This is a genomic window from Haloarcula sp. NS06 (assembly GCF_051122755.1).
Taxonomy (GTDB): Archaea; Halobacteriota; Halobacteria; order Halobacteriales; family Haloarculaceae; genus Haloarcula.
The window spans coordinates 616,358-638,083 of the sequence record NZ_CP184844.1; the positions used below are offsets into that span (position 1 = coordinate 616,358).

Here is a 21,726-nt window from a genome sequence, read left to right on the forward strand (position 1 = left end):
TTACGTGCGGGTAATCTTGCGCTGCTCTTCGTACTGGAGGTACTCGATTTCGTCGTCGGGCTGGAGGTCGATATCCTCGGGGACGCGCATCGTGAACGTGTCGTATGTGTCGAGGTCCATCACCTGAGCGTCGTTGCCGTCAGTCGAGACGACTTGGCCCTGCTTCCGGTTGACGATCGGGACCCAGACCTTCGCGTCGACGGGCTGGGACAGCGAGCGCTTCTTCCCATCGAAGACACCCTTGGCATCGATTCGGGCCTTGGCGCTGCCGTGCTTGCCCGGCTTGGCCGTGCTGTAGGAGTTGATCTTACACGGTGTGTCCTCGATCATGACGTAGCTTCCTTCGTCGAGCTCTCGAACTTCGGTCTGCTCTCTTGCCATACCGCCGGATTACCCCTGTTTGGGTATAAACGGTTTGGAATGCCTCAAGCCAGACCCGTCGCGACTCCCGCTTTATAGCTGCGTTCGCCTGAGATGTGGGTCACACCAGCCCAGAACCCCCCGACAGCAACACTACCTCTCGCGACCGTTTCCGCCCTACCCCCACAGTTCAAGTGAGCTTGCACTAACCACACAGGTGTGGCACTCTCGTTCGACCTGTTCGGGACACTCGTCACGGCAGACCGGCCGTCGGAGCCGTGGGATGCCGTTGCGGCAGCGCTTTCGGCCCGGTCGGTTCGGGTGCCGGACGACTGGGAGGACGCTTACCGCTCGGCCCATCGCGAGTATGACCGTGGCCGGGAAGCGCCGCTGGACGAGCACGTTCGGCTGGCGCTTGCCAGCCGCGGGGTCGAGGTCACGGAGGAGACAGCGACCGAGGCCGTCCTCGACGCGTTCGACAGTCCGGTGACGGTCCGCGACGGGGCCATCGACGCGCTGGACGCCGCAGCACAGCGAGGCCCGGTCGCTATCTGTTCGAACTGCAGCGTCTCGGGGCTGGTCGAGCGAACGCTGGAACGAGCAACCATCGAAGCCCGGAGCGACCACTCCTTCGACGCCGTCGTCACCAGCGTCGACTGCGGCTGGCGGAAACCCCATCCAAATATCTTCGAGTCGACCGCCGACGCACTCGACGTGGCGCTTGCCGACCTCGTCCACGTCGGTGACGACGCCCGGACGGACGGCGGCGCGGGTCGGGTGGGTGCGCGGTCGATTCTGCTGGACGACCATTCACTACCGGCGATAGCCGAACAACTCCGCGAGGGGGAACTGTGCTGAGCGCGCTGGCGGTAGCCGTCGCCGGGGGGCTGGAACTCGTAATCGGTGAGCCGCCGACCCGCTTGCATCCCGTCGCGTGGTTCGGACGGCTCGTCGGGACGGTCGACCGCGAGTGGGACCACCCGCTCGCGGTCGGAACGCTCGCCGCGACCCTGTTGCCGCTCGGAGTTGCTGTCGTCGTCGGTGGCAGCGTCGCACTCGCTGCCACCCGCGAACCGCTGGCCTCCGTCGCACTCGCCGGCCTCGCGCTGTTCCTGACCACGAGCCTCCGCAGTCTTCTTTCGACTGCACGGGGTGTCATCGCTGACAGTGACGCCGACCTCCCTGCTGCTCGGGACGGACTGCTCGCACTCGCTGGCCGCGACGCCGGCGCGCTCTCTGCGGGCGAGGTCCGGAGCGCCGCCGTCGAGAGCGCGTCTGAGAACCTCGCTGACGGGCTCGTCGCGTCGCTAGCCGCGTTCGTCATAGGCGGGCTCCTCGCCGCGAGCGTCGGCCAGCCACCGCTGCCCGTCGCTGCCGGGACGGCGACGTGGGTCAAGGCCGTCAACACGATGGATTCGATGCTGGGCTACCGCTCGAAGCGCGTCGGGACGCCTGCGGCCCGGCTCGACGACGCCGTGATGTGGCTCCCAGCACGGGTGAGCGCGCTCCTGCTCGCCATCGCCTGCGGGTCGCCTCAATCAGTGGCCCGCGCTCGGTCCTGGCTGGACGGCGTCCCGTCGCCGAACTCCGGGTGGCCGATGGGGACGGCCGCCGCGGCGCTCGACGTTCGACTCGAAAAGCCTGGCGTGTACGTCTTGAACCCTGCGGGAGGCCTCCCTGACGTGGCGACGGCCAAGCGCAGTGTGACGCGGGTCGGTGTCGCCGGGGTGCTGGCGTACTTGCTGGCTGGCCTTGGGGTGGTCGCGTGGTTCTGACCGCGGTCCGGGGTGCGCTCGGGTTCCTCTCGCGACTCCCGGTCGGCCACAGCGAACAGGCGTGGGAGGCCTTCGTTGGGACGCCGGCGGCGTTCCCGCTGGCCGGCTACGTCGTCGGCAGCCTCGTCGTGCTCCCGTTTTTTGCTGCTGGCCTGCTCCCGGCCCCGGTCGTCGCCGCGGCGTATCTCGGAAGCGTCGTCTTCGTCACCGGCGTTAACCACGCCGACGGCCTCGCTGACCTCGGGGACGCCGCCGTCGTCCACGGTGACCCCGAAAAGCGCCGCGACGTGATGCGGGACACGACTATCGGCGTCGGAGCCGTCCTCGCGCTAGGGACTGTCCTCCTCGCGCTGGCACTGGCCGCGCTTGCCGTCGCCCGGCTCCCGCCGCTGGTCGCCGTTTCGCTGGTCCTCGCCGCCGAGGTGGGAGCGAAGCTCGCCATGGCGACGCTGGCCTGCGTCGGCCGCCCGAGCCACGAAGGGTTCGGCGCGACGGTTATCAACGGCAACGGCCCGCGCCACCTCGTCGGCTCACTCGCTGCCGCGCTTCCGGCGGCTGTTGTCGCCGTTCCCGCAGCCACGGTCGCAGTTCTCACCGGCCCGCTGCTGGCGCTTGGCATCTCGGGCTGGGCCGACCGCCGACTGGGCGGCGTTAGCGGCGACGCCTTCGGCGCGGCCAACGAACTCGCACGCGCCGCTGCGCTCCACGCCGGCGTCGCCGCGTGGTCGCTGTTCGGTAGTGTCTGGTCGTGGTCGTTCGTCGACTGGGGGGTGCTCACGTGGACGCTCTCGTGATGTGTGGCGGGCGCGGGACGCGGCTCGATACCGAGGTTGAGAAACCGTGCTTCCGCGTCGGCGGTGTTCCGATGGTCGAGCGGGTCGTAGACGCACTCGAAAGCAGTTCCGTCGAGAGAATTATCGCCGCAACGTCGCCCAACGCACCGGAAACGCAGTCACATCTGGACGGTCCGTGCATTGAGACGCCGGGCGAGGGGTACGTCGCGGACCTCGACGCGGCGCTGAACGACGACAGACTCTCCCAGCCGGTTCTGACCGTTGCGGCGGACCTGCCGCTACTTGACGGCGAGATAGTCAACCGCGTGCTCGACGAGCATAGCGGGGGCTCGCTGTCAGTTCTGGTCCCGGCCTCGCTGAAGCACGAGCTTGGCGTCAGCGACGACACGACGTTCGAACGCGACGACCGAGAAGTCGCCCCGACAGGCGTCAACGTCGTCGGCAACGGCCCTGACGACGCCTGGCTCACGCGGGACCGACGTGTCGCAGTTAACGTCAACACGCTCGCTGACGCGCGCGTGGCGGAACAGTGGCTGTAACCACAGACAGTGGACACCGCGAAACTTTCTCCACACCGCCCGCCGTAGCCCCTGTCAATGGACCCTGATTCGGTCGAGGGCTTGCGGGCGAGTGGCGGCGATGGACCCGGGGACGCCATCGGTCCGGACGGGCGCGTGCCACACGGCAGCAGCGACGACCCAGACCTACTGGATTTCAGCGCGAACACGAACCCCCGCGTTCCGCCGGGCGCCGCGGAGACGTACCGGGAGGCGTTCGACGCAGCCCGCTCGTATCCGGCGGACGACTACCCCGAGTTCCGCGAGGCCGCGGCGTCCTTTGTCGACTGCGACCCAGCGCAAGTGATACCCACGGCCGGCGGCCTCGAAGCCATACGGCTGGCGATTCAGACGACGGTCCGGACGGGCGATAGCGTCCTTGTTCCGTACCCTAGCTTCGGTGAGTACGCCCGTGAGGTTCGGCTTCAGGGCGGGACGCCGGCGTTTGTCCCACACGACGAACTGCTGGCCGCCGACCCGGACGATCACGCGCTTGCCATCGTCTGCAATCCGAACAATCCGACCGGCGAGACAGCAGACCCGGCGGCGCTTCGGGCCTTCGGCGATGACTGTCTCGACGCCGGGACGACGCTACTGGTCGACGAGGCCTTTCTTGGGTTCACCGACGAGCAGTCACTGGCCGGACGTGAGGGCGTCGTCGTCGCACGCTCGCTGACGAAACTGTTCGGGCTCCCTGGCATCCGGATGGGCTATGCTGTCGGGACGGGCGACGTTGGGGACCGACTCACCACCGCGCGACGCGCCTGGTCGATGAGCGCCGCCGCAGCCGCGGTCGGCACACACTGCTACGGACAAACTGAGTTCGTCGCTGAGACGAAGGCCCGCGTCGCCGACGAGCGAGCGCGGATGCGGGAGCGCCTCGACGACCGCTTCAGCGTGAGCCCCTCTGATGCGCCCTTCCTCCTGCTGTCGGTCAGCGACGCCGACAAGTCTGTTGACGACATTCTTGGTTCGGCCCGCAAGGCTGGTATTGCCCTCCGAGACGCCCGGACGTTCCGCGGGCTAGACTCGCACATCCGCGTCGCGATCAGAGCCCCCGAAGAAAACGACCGGCTGCTGGATGCGCTGGATGTTTGAGACGACCGTCCGGGACGGTGTCTGCCAAGTTCGCCGCGAGGGAGCCCGCTGGCTCTCGACGGCGTGGGACGGCGGCTACAGGAACGCCGATGCCGTCTACAACGTCACCGTACCCGAGGGGTTCGAGCGGACCGATCTCAACGATTACCGCGCCGAGCGGCTGTCCGGGGTCGGCTTCACCGTCGGCCCGGCGCTACTCACTGGTGTCCACATGGAACACGCCCGTTGTGCCCGGAACGGGCCGGTGTCGGTGCTGGCGACGGCTGGCCTCTCGAACCCGGCTGCGCTGCCGATGTCAGGAGAGGATGAAGCGGCTGACGGCGACAGGACAGTGTCGGACCAAGCAGACAGCCCTGATTGGCGGCCCGGGACGGTCAACCTCGTCGTCGGCGTCGACCGAGAACTGGACGACGGCGCACTTGCGACGCTGCTCGCTACCGCCGTCGAGGCGAAGGCTGCGACGCTGCTGGATGCAGCCGGCGTCCCCGGAACTACCTCGGACGCGGCCATCGTCGGCTGTGTCCCGAGCGCCGAGCGAGCACCCTTTGCAGGGAGTGCGACTGAAATCGGGGCCGCTACCCGCGTCTGTGTCCGCGACGCTATCAGGGCGAGTCTGGCCGCCCGTTACGGTGGCGACGCCCTGCCGACCGTCGACGGCGCGGAGTACGGCGTCGTCACCGACCGGGATACCGAGGTTTTCGAGCCGTGAAAGGACAGTGTGTCACACGACAGTCCCGCAGTCCAAACGGCTAAACAGAATCCAGTCGAACAGACGGGCATGACCGACAACACGGCCGGCCCGACCGCCGAACCAATCGAGCCGAGCGCGCCCGAGGAGTTCGGACTGGTGCAGGTCTGGTGGGGCGACGGCAAGGGCAAGACGACGGCGGCGTTGGGGATGGCGACCCGCGCCGTCGGTCACGGCTACCGCGTCCACCTCCTGCAGTTCATGAAAGGCGGGACCAGCACCGTCGAGGACGTGCGCGGTGAGTACAACGCTATCGCCGCCCTGCCGGGGTTCTCCTACGAGAACGCCGGCCACTACGGCTGGCACGGCTTCCTCGACGGGAGTGAGGACGACGAGCACGAGGCCCGCGCGAGAGGAGCGCTCGACCGGGCACGAGAGATCATTCAGGCCAGCGCCGACGCCGACCTCTCGACGCCACAGGACGCCGACGGCCCGCCGGAGGAGGGAGTCAATATGCTCGTCCTCGACGAGGTTCTCTACGCCGCGAACCGCGGGCTCGTCGACCCCAAAGACGTGATTGGACTTATCGAATCCAAGCCGGACGACCTCGAACTCGTCCTCACGGGTGGCCACGAGCGGCCAGAATTCCTGACTGACCACGCGGACCTCATCACCGAGGTCAGCAAGGAGAAACACCCCATCGACGCCGGTCAGGGCGCGCGGAAGGGCACGGAGTTCTGAACGCAGTATCCCGAACAGCGCTACCGTTCGTCCAGTAGATCGTCGACGATCTCGCGGGCCGCTTCAACGTGGTTGTCTGCGATGGCGTCGTCGGTGCTGTCGACGTGTGACAGAATGTGGTCGACGGTCGCCAGCCGCTCGGCCAGCACGTCTTCGGGGAGTTCACCGTCAGCAATGTCGGCGGCGACGGCTTCCGCCTCCCCGAGCCAGCGGCTGGCCGTTCGTTCGACCGGCCGCTCCCCGGTTTCGGCGAGGTGTCTGTGCAACGCCTGAAGCCGTTCGTCTGTCACAGAGGGAACTCGGCAGGCCGGGACAAAGAACCTCTGCCGAATCACTGATGTTCACGGCGGCCCCAGCACTGCCCGATGGCTCAAACGCTGCTGGTCGCCGGGACGGCCAGCCACGTCGGCAAGTCGACCGTTGCGGCCGGACTCTGTCGCTATTTGGCCGACCGTGGTGTCTCGGTCGCGCCGTTCAAGGCTCAGAACATGAGCAACAACGCCCGGGCGACACCGGGCGGCGAAGTCGGCGTCTCACAGTACGTGCAGGCCCGCGCGGCCGGTGTCGCGCCGTCGACCGACCACAATCCAGTGCTGCTGAAACCGCGGGGCGACGGCGAATCACAGCTCATTCTGGACGGCGAGGCAGTCGGCCACTTCGAGGCCCGGGGCTACTACGACGAGCACTGGGGTGACGCGCTGGACACGGTCCGCGCGGCCCACGACCGACTCGCGCAGTCCCGCGACGTGATTGTCGCAGAGGGCGCGGGCTCCATCGCCGAAATCAATCTCCACGACCGCGACCTGGCGAACGTTGAGACGGCGCGCTTCGCCGACGCCGACATCCTTCTCGTCGCCGACATCGAGCGCGGCGGCGTGTTCGCGTCGCTCGTCGGGACGCTTGAACTCGTCCCCGACGACATCCGCGAGCAGGTGGCCGGCGCAGTCATCACGAAGTTCCGTGGCGACCGCTCACTGCTGGAGCCAGGCATCGAGGCGTTCGAGGACCGGACCGACGTCCCCGTCCTCGGCGTAATTCCCTACGACGACCCGGGCCTCCCCGAGGAGGACAGCGTCGCGCTGCCGCCGGTCGGCGAGCGGTCCGTCGTAGGCGACGATGACGGTGTTCCCGACGGTGAGAGCGTCACCGTCGCGGTCCCGCGGCTCCCGCGAATCTCGAATTTCACCGACCTCCAGCCGCTCGCCCGCGAATCCGGCGTCAGGGTCGCGTACGTCCCGCCGGACGCCGCTCTCGACGACGCCGATGCGGTGGTCCTGCCGGGGAGCAAAAACACCGTCGACGACCTGCTGGCGCTCACTGACGCCGGGTTCGGTGACTGCTTCCGGGCGTTCGACGGGCCCGTCGTCGGCCTCTGTGGCGGCTACCAGATGCTTGGCGAGGCGATCACGAACGCCGCAGTCGAAGGGACCGGCGACACGGACCGCGTCGAGGGGCTTGGCTTGCTCCCGGTGACGACGGCGTTCAGCGAATCGAAGACGGTCGAACACGTCGAACGGACCCTCAGCGGCGTCGGCCCGCTTTCTGGGGCAAGCGGGACCGTCGAAGGCTATGAGATCCACATGGGCGATTCGAAGCTAACGGGTGCAGCAGCCCGCCCCTTTGACGGCGACGGGGCGGCGACCGATAGCGTTCTCGGGACATATCTCCACGATCTCTTCGCCAACGACACTGCCAGAAATGCCTTCGTGCGAAATACGTTCAAAAGTGCTTGCATTGACCTTCCAGCGGCAAGCGAGCGCGCTGACGGCGACCCCTACGAACGAGCGGCCGGTCTCATCACCGACCACGTCGATCTGCGACCACTCGGACTTCCCGAGTGATGGCTGTTTGGTACTCTATTAAATTCCAGAAATTTATATACAGCTAGTCCGCAATATTCTCCAATGGTCGAAGTGTTCGCGGTCGCCAGTGGGAAGGGCGGGACTGGCAAGACGACGAGCACCGTCGCCCTCGGGATGGCGCTGTCCGACCGCTACGACGTGACGGTAGTCGACGCCGACACAGGCATGGCGAACCTCCTCTTTCACGCTGGCCTCTCTGACGCAGAGACGACGCTGCACGACGTACTGGCCGATAACGCACCCGTTGAGGCAGCCACATATGACCGGTTCGGGCTGACCGTTGTCCCCTGCGGAACGAGTCTGGACGGTTTCAGGCACGCCGATCCGGATCGCCTTCGAGACGTGGTTGCGACGCTTGCAGAAGACACGGACATCATCCTGCTGGACTCGCCGCCGGCGCTGGACAGCCGGACCGCAGTCCTGCCAATCGTGCTTGCCGACCGCATCGTGGTTGTCCTCCAGCCGACGATTCCCGCCATCTCGGACGGGCTGAAGGTTCAGGAGTACGCGACGACCTACGACACGGACGTAGCCGGGCTCCTGTTCAACAAGGTCCGCGAGTCCGAGTCTATCGAACAGGTCTCGGAGAAGACCGAGCGGTACTTCGACGGGCCGACACTCGCGTCGGTCCCCGAGAGCGAGCGGGCCCGGGAAGCACGCCGTGCTGGCCGGCCGCTCCTTGCCCACGCCCCCGAATGTGAGGCCGCGACAGCCTATCAAGCGGCCGCCGAGGCTCTCACGATACAGAACGGGACAGCCGCCGATGCCGCCGACCGGTTCCAGAGCGCCGTCATCCCCGAGTCACTATGAAACTCCCCCGCGGCCGACTCGACAGGTCACGCGTCGTCACGGACCCGCGGGACACGCTCGCTGACGTCCTCAACCGGGAGCTGACCGGCTACGCCGTCTTCGAGTCTCATGAGACACTCCTGCTCGACGGCGAAGGGCGGGGCGTCATCACGTTTACCGACGGCGTCCCCGTGCTGGCCTACCACACCGGGACGGACCGCAGCGGCCCACCGGCGCTTGCAGACCTCGCGATCCCTGGCCCGTATCACGTCTCGCTGTACGCGCTCGACGCCGCCGACCTCGAATCGGCTCACGAGGCAGCCGACCTGCGAGTCCCGCCCGGGATGCCCGCCGAACGGCTGGGCGGCGACCCGGCACTGGCCGACAGTACGCGACGAGCGGCCCCCGACGAGCGGCTGTCGACAGCGGACGACGACGCGACAGCAACTGAGAACGGAGCCACGGAACAGAGCGCTGTCGAGGCATTCCTCGACGATACCGAAAAAATCGAGGCCATCAAACAGCAGGCACGCTCAGAGGCCCGCGAACGCGCCCAAGAGTGGGAGTTCTGAAGGGCTCGCTTGGATAAAGCTCGAATACACCCGCTGACGCCATCGGTCTGCTTTGCTACAGGTCTTCAGTGTGTCCGTCGCACCAGGTCCCAGTCTCACTCGAAAACGAATCGTCATGACAGCCTCTCCAGATTATTGGAGCGATGTACTGGTATATATCGACCCCGAGATCGGCACTATCCGGTCGGAATCGACACCACTCAATATCAGTCTGCTCGGACCGGGATCCACCACACCCGCGACCGTCCCCCGACTTTCTTGCTCGTGATATCTGTCTCTGATTCGAGGTCGTGGAGTTTGTTCAGCGCGGTCCGGCGCGAACAGCCGAGTCTATCCGCCACCTCCGACGCCGTGAGTGGCTCCGCGTAATCGTTTCGATGTTTGAACACCTCGATAACATCCGATTCAGTGTACTGGATCTCTCGTCCAGGCGGAGACATACTTCTGTCAACGATTGCCACACACTTATACTGTCGGCTATTATTTCATTCTGGGTGATAGTATAGAAACACAGCCTACTGTTGTCGCAAAACGTTCACGAACGTCAGAGCACAGAGGCAGGAAAATCAGGTCTATTACAGGGCCCGTAACATGTGTTCGTACTCGAAACAGTTACAGCGAATAAGTATAGGCTCCTCCCGTCTATAGCCTGTTTCGGGGATACGCCATCCCGACCTCCAGTGCTGGGGCGCGACCAGTGCTCCCTTCGGCCCTTCCATACTAGCGCATTATGGGTTAGACAGGACCGCTGCAAGCGGTTGTGACCGCTCTCTGTATCGGTCGAACACCGTCTCAGCCCAGCGATACACTGCCGTGGCATCAGACTCCGCTATCGCTCGGACGTTATTCCGGTCGTCGTAGGCCGCCAGACAGACTCGCGAGCGGTCCAGTGCGAGACCGATATCGAGCGTGGTGTCGTGGACGTACATGTCGATGTTCTCGTGTTCGAGACCTCGCTCCAGTGCGTCCGAGAAATCGGACGCAGACCGTTCGAGGACGCTGTGGTCGATAATGAACTCGATATGCGTCCCCGTTTCGAGCAGTTCCACCGCGGCGTCGTTGAATACCGACGTTACAATCGGCGAGATTGCCCGAACGTCGCCATCAACTTCGGCCAGCCAGTCGGTGAGCCGATTAATTGCGGCCAGAGGGTTCTGTTCGGAGCTCGTCGTGAGACAATCAGGGTCTAGCAGCTCCACCGGGAGGTCTGCTGCGATAGCGCCGAGATGGGTGGCAAGCGGACCGGCTGCCCGAGCCTGGTCGATTTCGCTGAGAAGCGTGCTATACTGGTCGAACACTCGTTTCCCAGTCACTGTGAGTTGATACTTTCCGTCCCGCTTGACGACCCACTGACGCTCGGCGCAGCCCGCGAGTATCCGCTGGATCGTCGTTCGGGTCGCATCCACCGTATCACACAAATCGGCTGGCCGTGCCGGCCGCTCCCGGAGCTGGGCCAACACCGCGAACCGTTGTGGTGACCCAGTGAGGAACTGGCAGTCCTCGAAAGCGGTGTCGTCCGGACTCTCCACCATTGTACACGTGTGGGTTGGCGACCGTCTTAGCCTCTTTGGCGTTTGGCAACACTAGGCAAGTTTTGAAACTACTCGTCGCCGAACGAGTCAAGACTGGCCTGAGTTCCGCCGCTTTCCGCGCCGCTTGCGGCATCCGTCCCGTGTTCCGCGGCGATGCGTGCAGCGGCTTCGCGACCGCCGGAAAACGAGGCGCGACGTGCAATCGTTGGGTCATGCAGGGCATCAGCCGCATCGGGACGTACTGCCTCGTACCGCCTGTGGAACGCCTGTCGGGCCGCGTCATAGTCGACGACCGGGTGCGGATAATCATCGCCGATGTCGACGCCACAGGACGCCTGTACGTGGACTGGCGTCTGCTCGGGCCGGTCGAGGTACTCGTCAGGGAGCGACTCGAGTTCGGGCACCCACTGGCGAATGAACTCGCCGTCCGGATCCTGGTCGCGGACCTGCTTGCGGGGGTTGTACAGCCGAAGGGCCGGTTTGCCGACCAGCCCACACTGGGACTGCCACTGCGTGTAGTTGATCGCTGCCGAAGCATCGATGAGATGGTGGTAAAACCAGTCCGCGCCGATCCGCCAAGGCTGCTGGAGCAGGTGATAGTAGACTGAGGCACACATCGCCCGCATCCGGAAATTGAGCCAGCCCGTCTGTTTGAGACACCGCATCGAGGCGTCGACCATCGGAAACCCAGTCTGTCCGTGCTTCCAAGCATCCACCAGATCGGGATCGTACTGCTCCGCGTTGAACCCCTCGAGCACCGGATTCACCGCCGTATCGAGCCAGCCAGCCCAGTCTTCGAGTTTCTGCTCGTAGTGTTTGTTCCAGAACAACCGCGAGACGAACATCTCTTTCCCGCGGCCGTCAGGTGCGTGCTCGTCGATGTACTGGATGACCTGTCGCACGGAGAGACAGCCAAAGGCGAGATACGGCGAGAGCCCGCTGGTCCCGTCGCGCGCGTCCACCGGAGCCGAAATGTTTCCCGGGTAGTCGTTGATCCGCTCGGCGAACGCCGACAGACGCTCGCGGGCGGGGCCGGTCCCACCTTGAGGCACCCCGGATTTCGACGGCGTGAGGCCGTACTGATTCTCAATCGCGTCGACGCCGAAACCGCTATCGAAGCTTCGAGAAGTAACTGTCCCCGGGTCCCAGTCGTACTGGTCGGCGGAGAACCACGCCGACACGTCGTCCTGCCACCCCTCGCGGGTCTCTGTCCGGTCGCGAACCAGCCCGTCACCGTCGACGAATGTCACGTCACACTGTTCTCGCACACGGCGGTCCCGTTCCCGGCCGTAGCGTCCCGTGGGAACGGCCATCGTCACGATATCCCAGCCGGCCTCGCGGAACCGCCCCAGTACGTCGACCGGGTCCCCATGGGCGTAGGTGAGCCCGCGACCAGTCGCGGTGTGATACTGGTCTGAGAGGTCGGCCAGACAGTCGTGCAGGAACTGGATGCGGCTGTCACAGGCGAGGCCGTCTGTGCCGTAGAACGCCGGGTCGAACACGAACAGCGGGAGCACGTACTCGGATGCTGCAGCCCTCGCTACTGCAGCCTGGTCACGAATCCGAAGGTGTTCGCGGTGCCAGACGACCGTGCCGGGCTCGTCGTCGGCAAGCGTCGGAATCGCGTCTTGCCGTGGTGCGTCCAGCGTCGCTTCAGACTCTAATCCCGCCATACGCGCTATTAGTTCAGTATTGGACCACAGACACCACTGTCTTTCGTCTCTCAGGGCCGCGTCGCTCAAGACAGAAATCATGATTGCCAGAGCCGAAAAGCCGTATCTGGCTACCAGAAGGATTACACCGCGAGACCCGCGCTAGTCAATAATGGAATTCGAGTCAACACGTCGCCGATTCATCGAACTCGCTGGGGCGAGCGCAACAGTGTCGCTCGCTGGCTGTAACGCACTCCAAGGAGGCGACAGCGATGGACCGAACACGGGTACAGGGTCGCAAAGCCAGAGCGCGGACGCGGACTCTGCGACGGTGACGGTCGTAGTCGAACCGGACCAGACGCAGTTGCGGGAACGACAGCAGGAGATCCAATCCGAAATTCAAGCAGGGAATCTCACACAAAGCGAGGCACAGGCGGAATACCGCACCGCACAGGAGAACCTAGCTGAAGACGCAATCAGTTCTTTCGAGGAGCGTGCGACATCTGAGTTCGATCTCACTGTCGATGATTCCGTTTCCCAGGCGGGTGCACTGTTGGTCAGTGGTCCGCCGGCCGGCCTCATCGGTACCCTTTCAATCGAAAGTGTCACTGGTATCCTCTCGCAAACAACGTTCGAGGAGATCCGGTCGCAGGTTCGAACTGAAACGCCGGGCGCGACGGAGTGACGCTTACAACGGACCGTCTCCCGATTTGCGGCGAGAGGTGCAATTTTTTTGCCGGGCTCTCACCGTGAGGACTGACCGCTGGTTTCCAGAATTACGGTGACGGTGGTTTCGCCCCGTTCAGTTGTCGTCGTCACATCGAAGCTGACGGCGAGAACGTGTGTGCGGCCCACGCGGTCCTGTGCGACAACGCCACGGTCGGCGGTACAGTCCCCAAACTGGCGGTCCGGCCCCGACGGGCAGTTCACGTCTTTCCACTGCCGTGCCGCAGTACCGTTGTAGGTTATATTGTAATGGATACCGTCCTCAATGCGGGACGTTTGGAGACGGTCGAGCCGAGGTCTCAGTCCAGTGCGAACCGCGGTCACTGCCGAATCGTTCGCTGTCCAGGCGTACTGGCCCGGGATGGACGCGCTCTCGGTTGCGACGGCTCGCTCAAGAACCCGAAGCGCGTCAGCCGAGGGGTTGTCGTGGTAGTCGGCCGTCGCCCGAACGTCGTTGTGATACCCCAGTTGCAGGGACGCAAAGAGAATTGGGACAAGTGCGACAGCTACGACCGTGGCCGCAACAAGGACCAGCTGTCCGCGCCGCGTCATGCGTACCACACGATAATTTGGACACTCCCGTGACCCGTCGGTACAGTTGCAGTCCCAGTGCTGACACCCTGTGGTGTCGGCGTGCCGACCGCCCCGTGTGGTGTTTCGACCCGGAAGAGAACGTTGTCGGGCAGGATGCGGGCGACCCGGTTCGAAAGCGCGTCCTGTTCGCGGTCGAACGCCGTCGGACTCGACACAATCTCCTGCAGTCGCGTCGCTCCGCTGTGTCGCGGCGGGTCGTTAGCGAGGAGTGCCGCCGTATCCGAGGCGTAGGCGTCGAGTTGGGGCTCCCGGGTGTCCGGCACCGGTGTCCCCAAGGCAAACCCGAGCGCGACGCCGAGAATCAGCACTGTCCCAAGCGCAACTTCTACGAGCGACAGCGGCAGTTGTGCCCTATGCATCGACAGTCACCACCAAGGTTTCCTTCGTCGAGCGCGGGGCGTCATAGCTGATGCTCACGTTCCCGGGTTCGAGGCGGCCAGCCCGCTGGAAGCGCAGCTCCGTCGTCTCGTAGGGCACCAGCGGGACCTCGTAGCTGCCGTTCAGCCCGCTCCGGTTATGCAGGACGACCCGGTCGTTAGCGCGGACCGTCCAGACGGTCGTGCCGGCTGGTGGGTCGATAGTTACTGTGGCCTGTGCACTCCGGCGCGGGAGCGTCACCGAGTCGGTCGTCGTCAGGTCGGGCGTGAGTGTTCGTGGTTCCCGAGCCTCGACCACGACGAGACGGCTAATTCGCGTCCCGCTGTGAACCGTGCCGCTGCGTGCGATTCTCTCGTCAGCCAACTCAACGCTGACCGCATACTCACTGGCCGGCGCTGCGCTCCGCTCCAGCGCCGCCCGGTCAAAATCGTCAACCCGGGACTGATTGAACACGTTGCTCCGAGCGGCTAGCGGTCCGTCCGCCGCAACGAGTCGGTCTGCAATCGCGGCGGCGACCCGTCGTTCGTCGGGGGTCCTGTCCGCGCCGGCAATCGCGGTGTCGGCCATCGCGACACCCAGGCCAGTGACAACAGTCAGTAATACAAGCGCGATTCCAAGCGCTGGTAGCGACGTCTGAGCACGCGGCCCGTGGTCAGGGAGCCAATGCATTTCGGTCATCGCTTCGCCTCCAGTGTCACTGTCAGGCTTCCCCGTGTTCCGGAGACGACGACCACAGTCGGACTACCACTCTGCCATTCACCTTTGAGGGTATCGACTCTGTCGGGCAACAGCGGCTGCGCTCGGCCACCGATTTCAGGGTCAGGATGGTCAAGAACGAGAGCATCCCCATCGGTCCGGACGCTGTATCCCATACCGTCAATGGTGTCCGGCAGCGACACCCGGACAGTTGCAGAGACGGCCCGAGCATCTGGCGGGACAGCCTGCTCGACGCGGGCCGTCGCTTCTGCGAGCGTCCGGTCACCGAGTTCCGCCCCGACGGCGGATTGGTACGCCGGGACAGTGCCACCGTACAGCGTGGTCGTCACTAATCCGATGTACAGCAGCACGATCCCCATGCTCAGTAGTTTCTCGACGACCGTGCTGAGCGCACGGTTATCCATGGCCTACCTCCGTTCGCATGTCGTGGCGGACCAGATACAGCGTCCGGCGGCCTGAGAACGTCGCCACGACGCTCTGGACGCCGTCGCCGTCGATGTCCCTGACTTGTGTGGTTGCACCGACACGCTGGAAGTATTCGGTGAACGGCCGGGGTGTCTCCGTCTCGATAGCCACGCTGTAGTTGTCGGCCGGGAGCCGTTCACGTTCGTGGCTGACGTTCTGCCGGATGCGTGCGGAGACGCTGCCTGTACCGGACACTGTGCCGCCGCTGGCGTTGACAAGCGGTGCGCCGACGATGACCGCCGTGTCGTCCCGCGTCGCCGTCACCGGTGGGTCCGTTTCGAGCCACGCGTTCCCCGCTGTCCCGCGCACAACGCTCCCGGCGAGAAACCGGACGGGGTTATTCCCCGACTCGTACACCATCGCATCGACCGGGACCGTTCGCCGGACCCCGGAGTCATTGAGAACGCGCAGTTCCCGCTTCACGGCGGTCAGTCGTCCCTCAGTAAACCGAACACGAGCGGTGTGTTGGCCCGTCTTCTCGACCGGCCGCAACGCCGTCTCGAACGTGTTGGCAACGCGAGCCTCGTCGGCGGTCGCCGTGTGGCCGTCGACGACGGTCCCGACGACAGCTGTTAGGCCACCGAGCGCGACGACGGTCAGCCCAAGCAACAGCACCACACCGACGACGTGTGACTGGGCGCTGGTGTCGGGGTTCAAATCAGACCAGCCCCCGCGAAGACAACGTAGGCGATGAGTACCAACCCCGAGGAGTGCAACAGCGCTTCGTACACACCGCGACTCGCCGTGCCGGCGAACCAACCGCAGGCCAGCATCGTCGCCTGCGTGACGACGTAGAACCGGTGTTGCTCTCGGGCTGGCTTGATCGCAGTTGGGTCGAAAGCGATGTTCGCACCGCCTGAGACGGCGGATAGTTGCGCGAAGCTATCGAGGACGTATATGTTGACGGCGACGGTGATGCCGATGACGAGCAGCGCCGTCGTCCAACCGACGGCAACGTAGACGAGCAGGGCTGAGCGGATTGATTTGCGCAGATGGTAGAGTTGCCCGATCTCTGTCTGGAGCGTTTCGAACACGTCCTCCGCATCACTCCCCGTATCCAGCGCGCCGACGACCAGCCCGATGGTCTGTTCAGCCATCGGCGTGCCGACGCGGTCGACGAACTGGTCCAGTGCCGCGGCACGGCGGTCGGCCGCGGCGTCACCAGGGCTATCACCGAGCGAGAGCGTGAACGCGAGTGACTGGACATCGCTAGCGAGCGCGCCGAGTTCCACATCGTCGGCAACGCGTCGGACTGCTTCGGGAAACGGGCGGCCCAGTGCCACGTGGCCGGCGACGGCGTGAACGAAGTCCTGAATCTCTCGGTCCTTCGCGTCGTCCGCTCTGGCCCGGCGGACCGTTACCACACCGACAGGGACGCCGACGGTGGCATACGAGAGGAGCGCGACGTTGACCGGACGGTAGCCAAGTGACCAGAGGCCTGCCGCGACGACCGCACCCAGCGGCGCGCAGGCGAGGAGCGCGCTCGCAGGGTTCGACGGAATCGTTGCGAGTATCGCGACGGGGCCGTCCGGCAGGCTGTAGCTCGGTGCGGCCGTGTTCCGTGGTCGGAGCGCGGCGACGACGAAGGCTGCCAGCAGACCGGTGGCCATCACGAACGCTGCACTCCCGTAGACGACGATGGCGCGGACGGTCGTCTCTCCCAGCGGCGTCGAGACCGGTTCGGAGAGGCCAGGCGCAAGAATACCCATCACAGTGACAATAAGTACCACGAGCGCAGGCAGCACCAGCAAGACGACGAACAGTTCGGCGAGTAGTTCGAGATAGCCGGTCGCCCGTTCGTGCTGTCGGCTCTGTTCGTGTGAGAGCAAGCGCCCTTCCATCTCCAAGTATCCCTCCAGCGCCTCGGCGCTCTGGTTCGCGTGTTCGCGGAACTTCAGCAGAAACGGCGCAAGCAGGTCCCGCGAAGGCGTCTCGCTGGCGACCCGCTCAATACCGGTGTCGAGACTGCCGGTGAGAATCCCCTGATTGAGCGCGCGCCGGAAGGCGACTGCCGTTTCGCCGTAGGCGTCCTGTTCAGCAACGGCGCGGAGCATCTCGCGTCGGTCGTGCGTTCCAGAGGCGAGGACTCTGAGGTATCGGACTGCGCCGGGAAGCGTGGCTGCGATGTCCGCGCGCCGCGCGCTTGCGACCCACGAGAGATACCGGTTCCCGGCGACGAACACGCCCCGTTTGAGCGTGAGTCCAGCGATGGTTCCGAGGACAGTGGCCACGAGAAGTCGAGGGACTTCCGGTAGCGCCAGTCGGTTGATAACCGGGAGGCTCTGCTGGAGTACCGCGACGAACGAATTGAATGTCTCCGGCGGCACAAGCATCGCTGCCGTGGCGGTTCCGACAACGCCCACAATGAGTGCCAGCCACGAGAGCCCGTACACCCTGGCAACGTAGACGCCGAAGCCGGCACTTGGATAGGCGGCCCGGTAGCGGTCACGCGTGCTTGCGTGGCTGTCGTCCTCGGCGTGGTGGGCGAACAGGGCGTACAGACCCCGGTCGAGCAAGCCGAGCGTCCCACCGCCCTCAGTCGTCACCCGTACCGACCTCCAGTTGCGGATTGTCGGGGGTGCCGGCCTGCCGCCGCAGTCGCTCGACAGTCGCTGCCTCGTTCGTCTCCAGATCGGCCAGAACGCCGAACAGGTCGTCGAAATCAGTCAGTCCCTCCTGCACGAGGTACTGGACGTAACGGTGGCGACGGTGGAACGCGTCTTCGACGGCCGAGACCGGTTCGTCACGGAGAGCCGAGAGTCGGTCGAAGATACCGGTGTCGACCTGCCGCCGGTCGTCGCCGAACTGCGGGTGGTCGTAGGCGAGTTCAAAGCTCCCGTCGGGCCGTCGCCAGCAGACGGAGTTCCAGTGGATAGTCGTGCCGTCCTTGTGTATCGTCCCGCTCCGATCGCTCCCACTCTCGACGACAGACGGATCGTCCACGAACTCGACTACGTCGCCGACGTAGCGCTCTCCATCGACGTGCCGGGGGAACACGACGAGGTCGATTTCTTTGAGCAGGTATGTCGGCACGCCCTTCTCGATAACACGGTTGACCAGCGATTCGATGTCGCCGGCGTGAGTCGTCCCGATAACGCCGTGACCAGTGTTGAGCGTTTCAGCGAAGGTTTCGAACGATGCGGCGGTGTTGATCTCCGCGATGACCTCGACATCCGGGTTGAGATAATTACATTGCGTCATCAGATCGGCCATCGTCACGCGGCGATGGTCCTGCTCGTGGTCCCGAGTAGTGAGCGAAACGCCTGTCTCGTGAGGAATCCGGACCTCACGCGACCCCTCGTCGATACTGATGGGGCGGTCCCGATACGGGATAAACGGCATATGCGCGTTCCATATTCAGAATCTACTAGTAGTCGTTATCAGGTCGAAAACCGCTAGCTTGGAGCGGATTGGCCGTTCGACCCTCTAGGCATATGATATTACTGTGGGAGTCTGCTGTATACAGCGCGCGTATCCTGCACGCAGTCACGTCCACCTTTCAAGCAAGCGAACTGGTCAGCACAGGGAACCGATAGTTCGGTCGGAGAGGTGCCACTGATTACGTGAACCGAAGATATTTGTCGGAATTCCGTGCTCACTGTCGGTACACTAAGGATGGGTGCCGGCGGTCGTTCTGGTAGTGCTGGTGGTTACGATGCTTCCGTATCTCGGGGAAGTAGTGTAGTACTGGCCGCGGATTCCATAACTGGCGTGCTGTCGGCGAACTAGTGGAAGCTACTATATGCTGGAAGTGACACTCGAAGGTATGGCGATTCCGGTACAGGGTGATCTCCTCCAGCAGCAGACGAACTGGAAGCTCATTCGGTTTGATGAGGAGCGCGATGACTTCATAAAGCGTCCGCCGTACCAGCGGAAATCGGTCTGGAGTGTCGGCGACCAGCGCAGCCTCATGGAGAGCTTCCTGCGGAAGCTCTACATCCCGCCAATCGTTCTACGTACGGTCCAACATGAAACCAAACAATACTACGAAGTGATTGACGGGCAACAACGCATTACCGCTATTCAGGATTACTTCAACGACGAATTTGAGCTTCCAGAGAACGACGCTCTGTACCGGTTTGATGAGAAGTACGATACGAATTTCTCCGGGAACTCCTATGAGGAGTTGAACGATGAAGAACAACAGTACCTTGCGCAGGCTTGCACCATTACCGTAGATACGCTTCAAGGTATTAACGATCCAACCGACAAACGTCATCAGGAATTGGCGACGCAAGTGTTCTGGCGACTCCAACAAGGTGAATCTCTGAACAATCTTGAGGAAAACCACTCGAAAATATACAGCCCGGTCAGGAACTACATCGTCACCCGTGCCGACGACATCAAATTCGACATGGATGCCTACACGAGTCTTGACCACAACCCCGACCGGCACGACTTTTTCCCCCTATTGAACTACGGGAATAACCGTCTGAAACATCTCGGGCTGCTCGCACGGTTCATCCTCATCGAAGTTGATAACGGCCCAACCAAAATCACCGGGCACCGCGTCACCGAACTGTTCGACTGCAAAACCGAAGGCTTCCGCCAAGACGAGCCACAAGAACAGTTCAAGCAGCGCGACCCGATCCAGCGCGTTGACCAGATGCTGAATCTCCTCTACGACATCTACTCGGATGCGGTCATGACTGAAGATGACGGGAGTGTCGTCTACTTCGACAACGAGTATTTTATCATCAGCCTCTACACGCTGATTCGCAAGTTGGAATTCGGAAACTACCGGTTTAACACCGGGCACTATGAGGCTGTCCGAGAATTTACACGAGACTGGTACAACCGCTTCGAGAACGAACCAACCGACGACGACGCAATCATGCGGTTCAAGGCGAACAGCCAACAGAACGCCGACGCCGTCTCCGCACGCCACTGGATCATCACGAACGAGTTCTGGAAGAGCGACCCGAGCGTCACCGAGGTGGACGACCAACGACTGTTCTCACACAGCCAACGCGTCGAGATATTCCTCCGTGACGACCGCATCTGCCAGGAATGCCTCGAAGAAGAGAAACAGCAGCTGGACGACGATGAGGACATCGCTGTGGCGCGTGACCGGGCGCGAGTTGACTGGAGCGAATGGGACGCTGACCACGTCGTGATGCATGCTGAAGGTGGTGACACAACCGTCGAGAACGGGCGTGTGTGTTGTCCAAATCACAATCGGCAGGAAAACATCGCCGAGTGAGCGCTCCTCACAGCCCAAAGGGTACAGAGCAGTCTAAGAGATTAGTGAGAGTGCAGTAGTGTGTGGTATGTGCCGGTTGACTTATTTCTCAGTACATCAGTTAGACAGTATGGTTCGTCCTGACATCGTCGGTCTCATGGGGTGACTATGTCCCGGTTTTGGAGCCACTTTGTCGGGTCACTGTTCAGCCGGCAAGCCATCTTTGCATACGCGAGTGGTAGTGCTGTCACAACGGCTATCTAGTAGAAGATCAGTATGGTGGCCGCACAGCTGGAGAGGGAGCCTTGCCGGAAAGGCGTTCCATATTCAGATATTACCTAGCAGATGACCCGGTGACAAAATCGACGTACTGCGACGTATTTTTGCGAAGAATCTCGGTTCGATACGATACATCACCTATCCCATAGGGGTTTCTGAGTGACACCATGCAAAGTTCGGAATGGCGTGTTCCAGTTGAACAAATGGGGTGGCCAATAGTTCGCGTGTACGCGAGAGGGCTTGGGGCAGCACTCATACGTATCATGCGCTCCCAAGATTTATTTGGGTGGGCTAATTACTCATGAGATGGGTCCCAAGTCTGCCAATGGCCAAAGACGAAAACTCAACCCGCAAAGACGAAGATCAAGAACGGGATCGAATAACAACCACCGTCAATCCAAAAACCAAAATGAGCCTCAAAGAGGGTGAAGGGCCGATGGGCGTACAGATCGATAAGTTAGTTAACGACGAGTCTGAGATGGATTTCCACATCGTCAATACAAATGCGCAACATCTCAAAGACGACGGTACGAAAATCTATCAAGCAGGAACGGTTGTGACATATGGCCCCGAGAAATTCGAACAAAAGCTTACAAATATCAATCCCGGGGACGGAATCTTCTCTTATGTCAGCAAGGGGGAAGTGAATTATTCAGGGGGATTCAAAGCGTTCGGCATCACTCGTGCACCATACGATGGGGTTCCAACCGAAGGCGATGCAAGAATTTACCCAAATGACGGTCACGCATATGAGTATCACGTCCCCGTCACTTGGCTAGCAGTTCTTCCAGACGGTCGGGCGGTTACAATTCCCGAGAAACGTCGGTTTGTTGGTGAACAACCCACGGACACGAAAATAACGGCCCGTGACCAAGACCTTCGTCAGGGGTGCCGGCTACTTGCTGAAGTTATGCTCGGGCGATCCGGTTATCCACTAACCTGGTAGCCACCAATCCACTGATCGC

24 protein-coding genes and 1 pseudogene are annotated in these 21,726 nt (G+C 63.2%); 13 read left to right on the forward strand and 12 right to left on the reverse strand.

Annotated features, from left to right (window positions below):
- Complete coding sequence (locus ACODNH_RS06860) at window positions 1-381, reverse strand: translation initiation factor IF-5A (protein WP_306708699.1); 381 nt, start codon at window positions 379-381, stop codon at window positions 1-3.
- 198 nt (window positions 382-579) lie between these two features.
- Between ACODNH_RS06860 and ACODNH_RS06865 the strand changes: the two genes are divergently transcribed.
- The 7 genes from ACODNH_RS06865 (at window position 580) to ACODNH_RS06895 (ending at window position 6,013) form a co-directional block, all read left to right on the forward strand.
- Window positions 580-1,218, forward strand: a complete 639-nt coding sequence (locus tag ACODNH_RS06865; RefSeq protein WP_434531145.1) for an HAD family hydrolase — start codon at window positions 580-582, stop codon at window positions 1,216-1,218.
- Window positions 1,212-2,135, forward strand: coding sequence for a CobD/CbiB family cobalamin biosynthesis protein (locus ACODNH_RS06870; protein WP_434531146.1), 924 nt, complete (start codon window positions 1,212-1,214; stop codon window positions 2,133-2,135). Before ACODNH_RS06865 ends, ACODNH_RS06870 begins: the two co-directional genes overlap by 7 nt.
- Complete coding sequence (gene cobS / locus ACODNH_RS06875) at window positions 2,126-2,929, forward strand: adenosylcobinamide-GDP ribazoletransferase (RefSeq protein ID WP_434531147.1); 804 nt, start codon at window positions 2,126-2,128, stop codon at window positions 2,927-2,929. The genes ACODNH_RS06870 and cobS overlap by 10 nt, the downstream gene beginning before the upstream one ends.
- Window positions 2,929-3,468 (forward strand): NTP transferase domain-containing protein, encoded by a 540-nt coding sequence (locus tag ACODNH_RS06880; RefSeq protein WP_434531432.1) that lies wholly within the window; start codon window positions 2,929-2,931, stop codon window positions 3,466-3,468. Before cobS ends, ACODNH_RS06880 begins: the two co-directional genes overlap by 1 nt.
- Before the next feature lie 57 nt (window positions 3,469-3,525).
- Window positions 3,526-4,584, forward strand: a complete 1,059-nt coding sequence (locus tag ACODNH_RS06885; protein ID WP_434531148.1) for a threonine-phosphate decarboxylase — start codon at window positions 3,526-3,528, stop codon at window positions 4,582-4,584.
- Window positions 4,577-5,293, forward strand: coding sequence for an adenosylcobinamide amidohydrolase (locus tag ACODNH_RS06890; RefSeq protein WP_306708709.1), 717 nt, complete (start codon window positions 4,577-4,579; stop codon window positions 5,291-5,293). Before ACODNH_RS06885 ends, ACODNH_RS06890 begins: the two co-directional genes overlap by 8 nt.
- A gap of 69 nt (window positions 5,294-5,362) precedes the next feature.
- Window positions 5,363-6,013, forward strand: coding sequence for a cob(I)yrinic acid a,c-diamide adenosyltransferase (locus ACODNH_RS06895; RefSeq protein WP_306708711.1), 651 nt, complete (start codon window positions 5,363-5,365; stop codon window positions 6,011-6,013).
- Between the two features lie 20 nt (window positions 6,014-6,033).
- Here ACODNH_RS06895 and ACODNH_RS06900 read toward each other — a convergent pair whose 3' ends face one another.
- Window positions 6,034-6,303 (reverse strand): hypothetical protein, encoded by a 270-nt coding sequence (locus ACODNH_RS06900; RefSeq protein ID WP_434531149.1) that lies wholly within the window; start codon window positions 6,301-6,303, stop codon window positions 6,034-6,036.
- Between the two features lie 75 nt (window positions 6,304-6,378).
- Here ACODNH_RS06900 and ACODNH_RS06905 point away from each other — a divergent pair, with 75 nt between their 5' ends.
- The 3 genes from ACODNH_RS06905 (at window position 6,379) to ACODNH_RS06915 (ending at window position 9,236) form a co-directional block, all read left to right on the forward strand.
- Complete coding sequence (locus ACODNH_RS06905; protein ID WP_434531150.1) at window positions 6,379-7,854, forward strand: cobyric acid synthase; 1,476 nt, start codon at window positions 6,379-6,381, stop codon at window positions 7,852-7,854.
- A gap of 63 nt (window positions 7,855-7,917) precedes the next feature.
- On the forward strand, window positions 7,918-8,685 hold the full coding sequence (locus ACODNH_RS06910) for a P-loop NTPase (RefSeq protein ID WP_306708716.1): 768 nt from the start codon (window positions 7,918-7,920) through the stop codon (window positions 8,683-8,685).
- Window positions 8,682-9,236: a hypothetical protein gene (locus tag ACODNH_RS06915; protein ID WP_434531151.1), complete on the forward strand. Its 555-nt coding sequence runs from the start codon at window positions 8,682-8,684 to the stop codon at window positions 9,234-9,236. The genes ACODNH_RS06910 and ACODNH_RS06915 overlap by 4 nt, the downstream gene beginning before the upstream one ends.
- Before the next feature lie 206 nt (window positions 9,237-9,442).
- Here ACODNH_RS06915 and ACODNH_RS06920 read toward each other — a convergent pair whose 3' ends face one another.
- The 3 genes from ACODNH_RS06920 to ACODNH_RS06930 form a co-directional block, all read right to left on the reverse strand.
- Window positions 9,443-9,676 carry an HTH domain-containing protein gene (locus ACODNH_RS06920; RefSeq protein WP_004515058.1) on the reverse strand — a complete coding sequence of 78 codons (234 nt, stop codon included), beginning with the start codon at window positions 9,674-9,676 and terminating at the stop codon, window positions 9,443-9,445.
- 288 nt (window positions 9,677-9,964) lie between these two features.
- Window positions 9,965-10,768 carry a helix-turn-helix transcriptional regulator gene (locus ACODNH_RS06925; RefSeq protein ID WP_434531152.1) on the reverse strand — a complete coding sequence of 268 codons (804 nt, stop codon included), beginning with the start codon at window positions 10,766-10,768 and terminating at the stop codon, window positions 9,965-9,967.
- A gap of 68 nt (window positions 10,769-10,836) precedes the next feature.
- Entirely contained in the window at window positions 10,837-12,441 is a 1,605-nt protein-coding gene (locus tag ACODNH_RS06930; RefSeq protein WP_434531153.1) for an FAD-binding domain-containing protein, read from the reverse strand.
- A gap of 151 nt (window positions 12,442-12,592) precedes the next feature.
- Here ACODNH_RS06930 and ACODNH_RS06935 point away from each other — a divergent pair, with 151 nt between their 5' ends.
- A complete protein-coding gene (locus ACODNH_RS06935) occupies window positions 12,593-13,105 on the forward strand; it encodes a hypothetical protein (RefSeq protein ID WP_306708727.1) in 513 nt (170 codons plus the stop codon).
- Between the two features lie 59 nt (window positions 13,106-13,164).
- On the opposite strand, the gene ACODNH_RS06940 is transcribed toward ACODNH_RS06935, so the two are convergent.
- From ACODNH_RS06940 to ACODNH_RS06970, 7 genes and pseudogenes are all read right to left on the reverse strand, one after another.
- The gene (locus tag ACODNH_RS06940; RefSeq protein WP_306708729.1) at window positions 13,165-13,698 is read right to left on the reverse strand and encodes a DUF7261 family protein; all 534 of its coding nucleotides are present in this window, start codon (window positions 13,696-13,698) and stop codon (window positions 13,165-13,167) included.
- On the reverse strand, window positions 13,695-14,099 hold the full coding sequence (locus tag ACODNH_RS06945; RefSeq protein ID WP_306708732.1) for a DUF7262 family protein: 405 nt from the start codon (window positions 14,097-14,099) through the stop codon (window positions 13,695-13,697). Before ACODNH_RS06945 ends, ACODNH_RS06940 begins: the two co-directional genes overlap by 4 nt.
- Window positions 14,092-14,796, reverse strand: coding sequence for a DUF7263 family protein (locus ACODNH_RS06950; protein WP_306708734.1), 705 nt, complete (start codon window positions 14,794-14,796; stop codon window positions 14,092-14,094). The genes ACODNH_RS06945 and ACODNH_RS06950 overlap by 8 nt, the downstream gene beginning before the upstream one ends.
- Window positions 14,793-15,239, reverse strand: coding sequence for a DUF7266 family protein (locus tag ACODNH_RS06955; protein ID WP_306708736.1), 447 nt, complete (start codon window positions 15,237-15,239; stop codon window positions 14,793-14,795). The genes ACODNH_RS06950 and ACODNH_RS06955 overlap by 4 nt, the downstream gene beginning before the upstream one ends.
- Window positions 15,232-15,957, reverse strand: a complete 726-nt coding sequence (locus ACODNH_RS06960; RefSeq protein ID WP_306708738.1) for a DUF7289 family protein — start codon at window positions 15,955-15,957, stop codon at window positions 15,232-15,234. Before ACODNH_RS06960 ends, ACODNH_RS06955 begins: the two co-directional genes overlap by 8 nt.
- Window positions 15,954-17,846, reverse strand: coding sequence for a type II secretion system F family protein (locus ACODNH_RS06965; RefSeq protein ID WP_306708740.1), 1,893 nt, complete (start codon window positions 17,844-17,846; stop codon window positions 15,954-15,956). Before ACODNH_RS06965 ends, ACODNH_RS06960 begins: the two co-directional genes overlap by 4 nt.
- Window positions 17,836-18,657 (reverse strand): annotated as a pseudogene (locus tag ACODNH_RS06970) (ATPase, T2SS/T4P/T4SS family); the annotation flags it as partial. The gene ACODNH_RS06965 and the pseudogene ACODNH_RS06970, both read right to left, overlap by 11 nt.
- Window positions 18,658-19,042: 385 nt before the next feature.
- Here ACODNH_RS06970 and ACODNH_RS06975 point away from each other — a divergent pair.
- Window positions 19,043-20,503: an HNH endonuclease family protein gene (locus ACODNH_RS06975; RefSeq protein ID WP_434531154.1), complete on the forward strand. Its 1,461-nt coding sequence runs from the start codon at window positions 19,043-19,045 to the stop codon at window positions 20,501-20,503.
- A gap of 583 nt (window positions 20,504-21,086) precedes the next feature.
- Window positions 21,087-21,707 (forward strand): hypothetical protein, encoded by a 621-nt coding sequence (locus ACODNH_RS06980; RefSeq protein WP_434531155.1) that lies wholly within the window; start codon window positions 21,087-21,089, stop codon window positions 21,705-21,707.
- Window positions 21,708-21,726 lie beyond the last annotated feature (19 nt).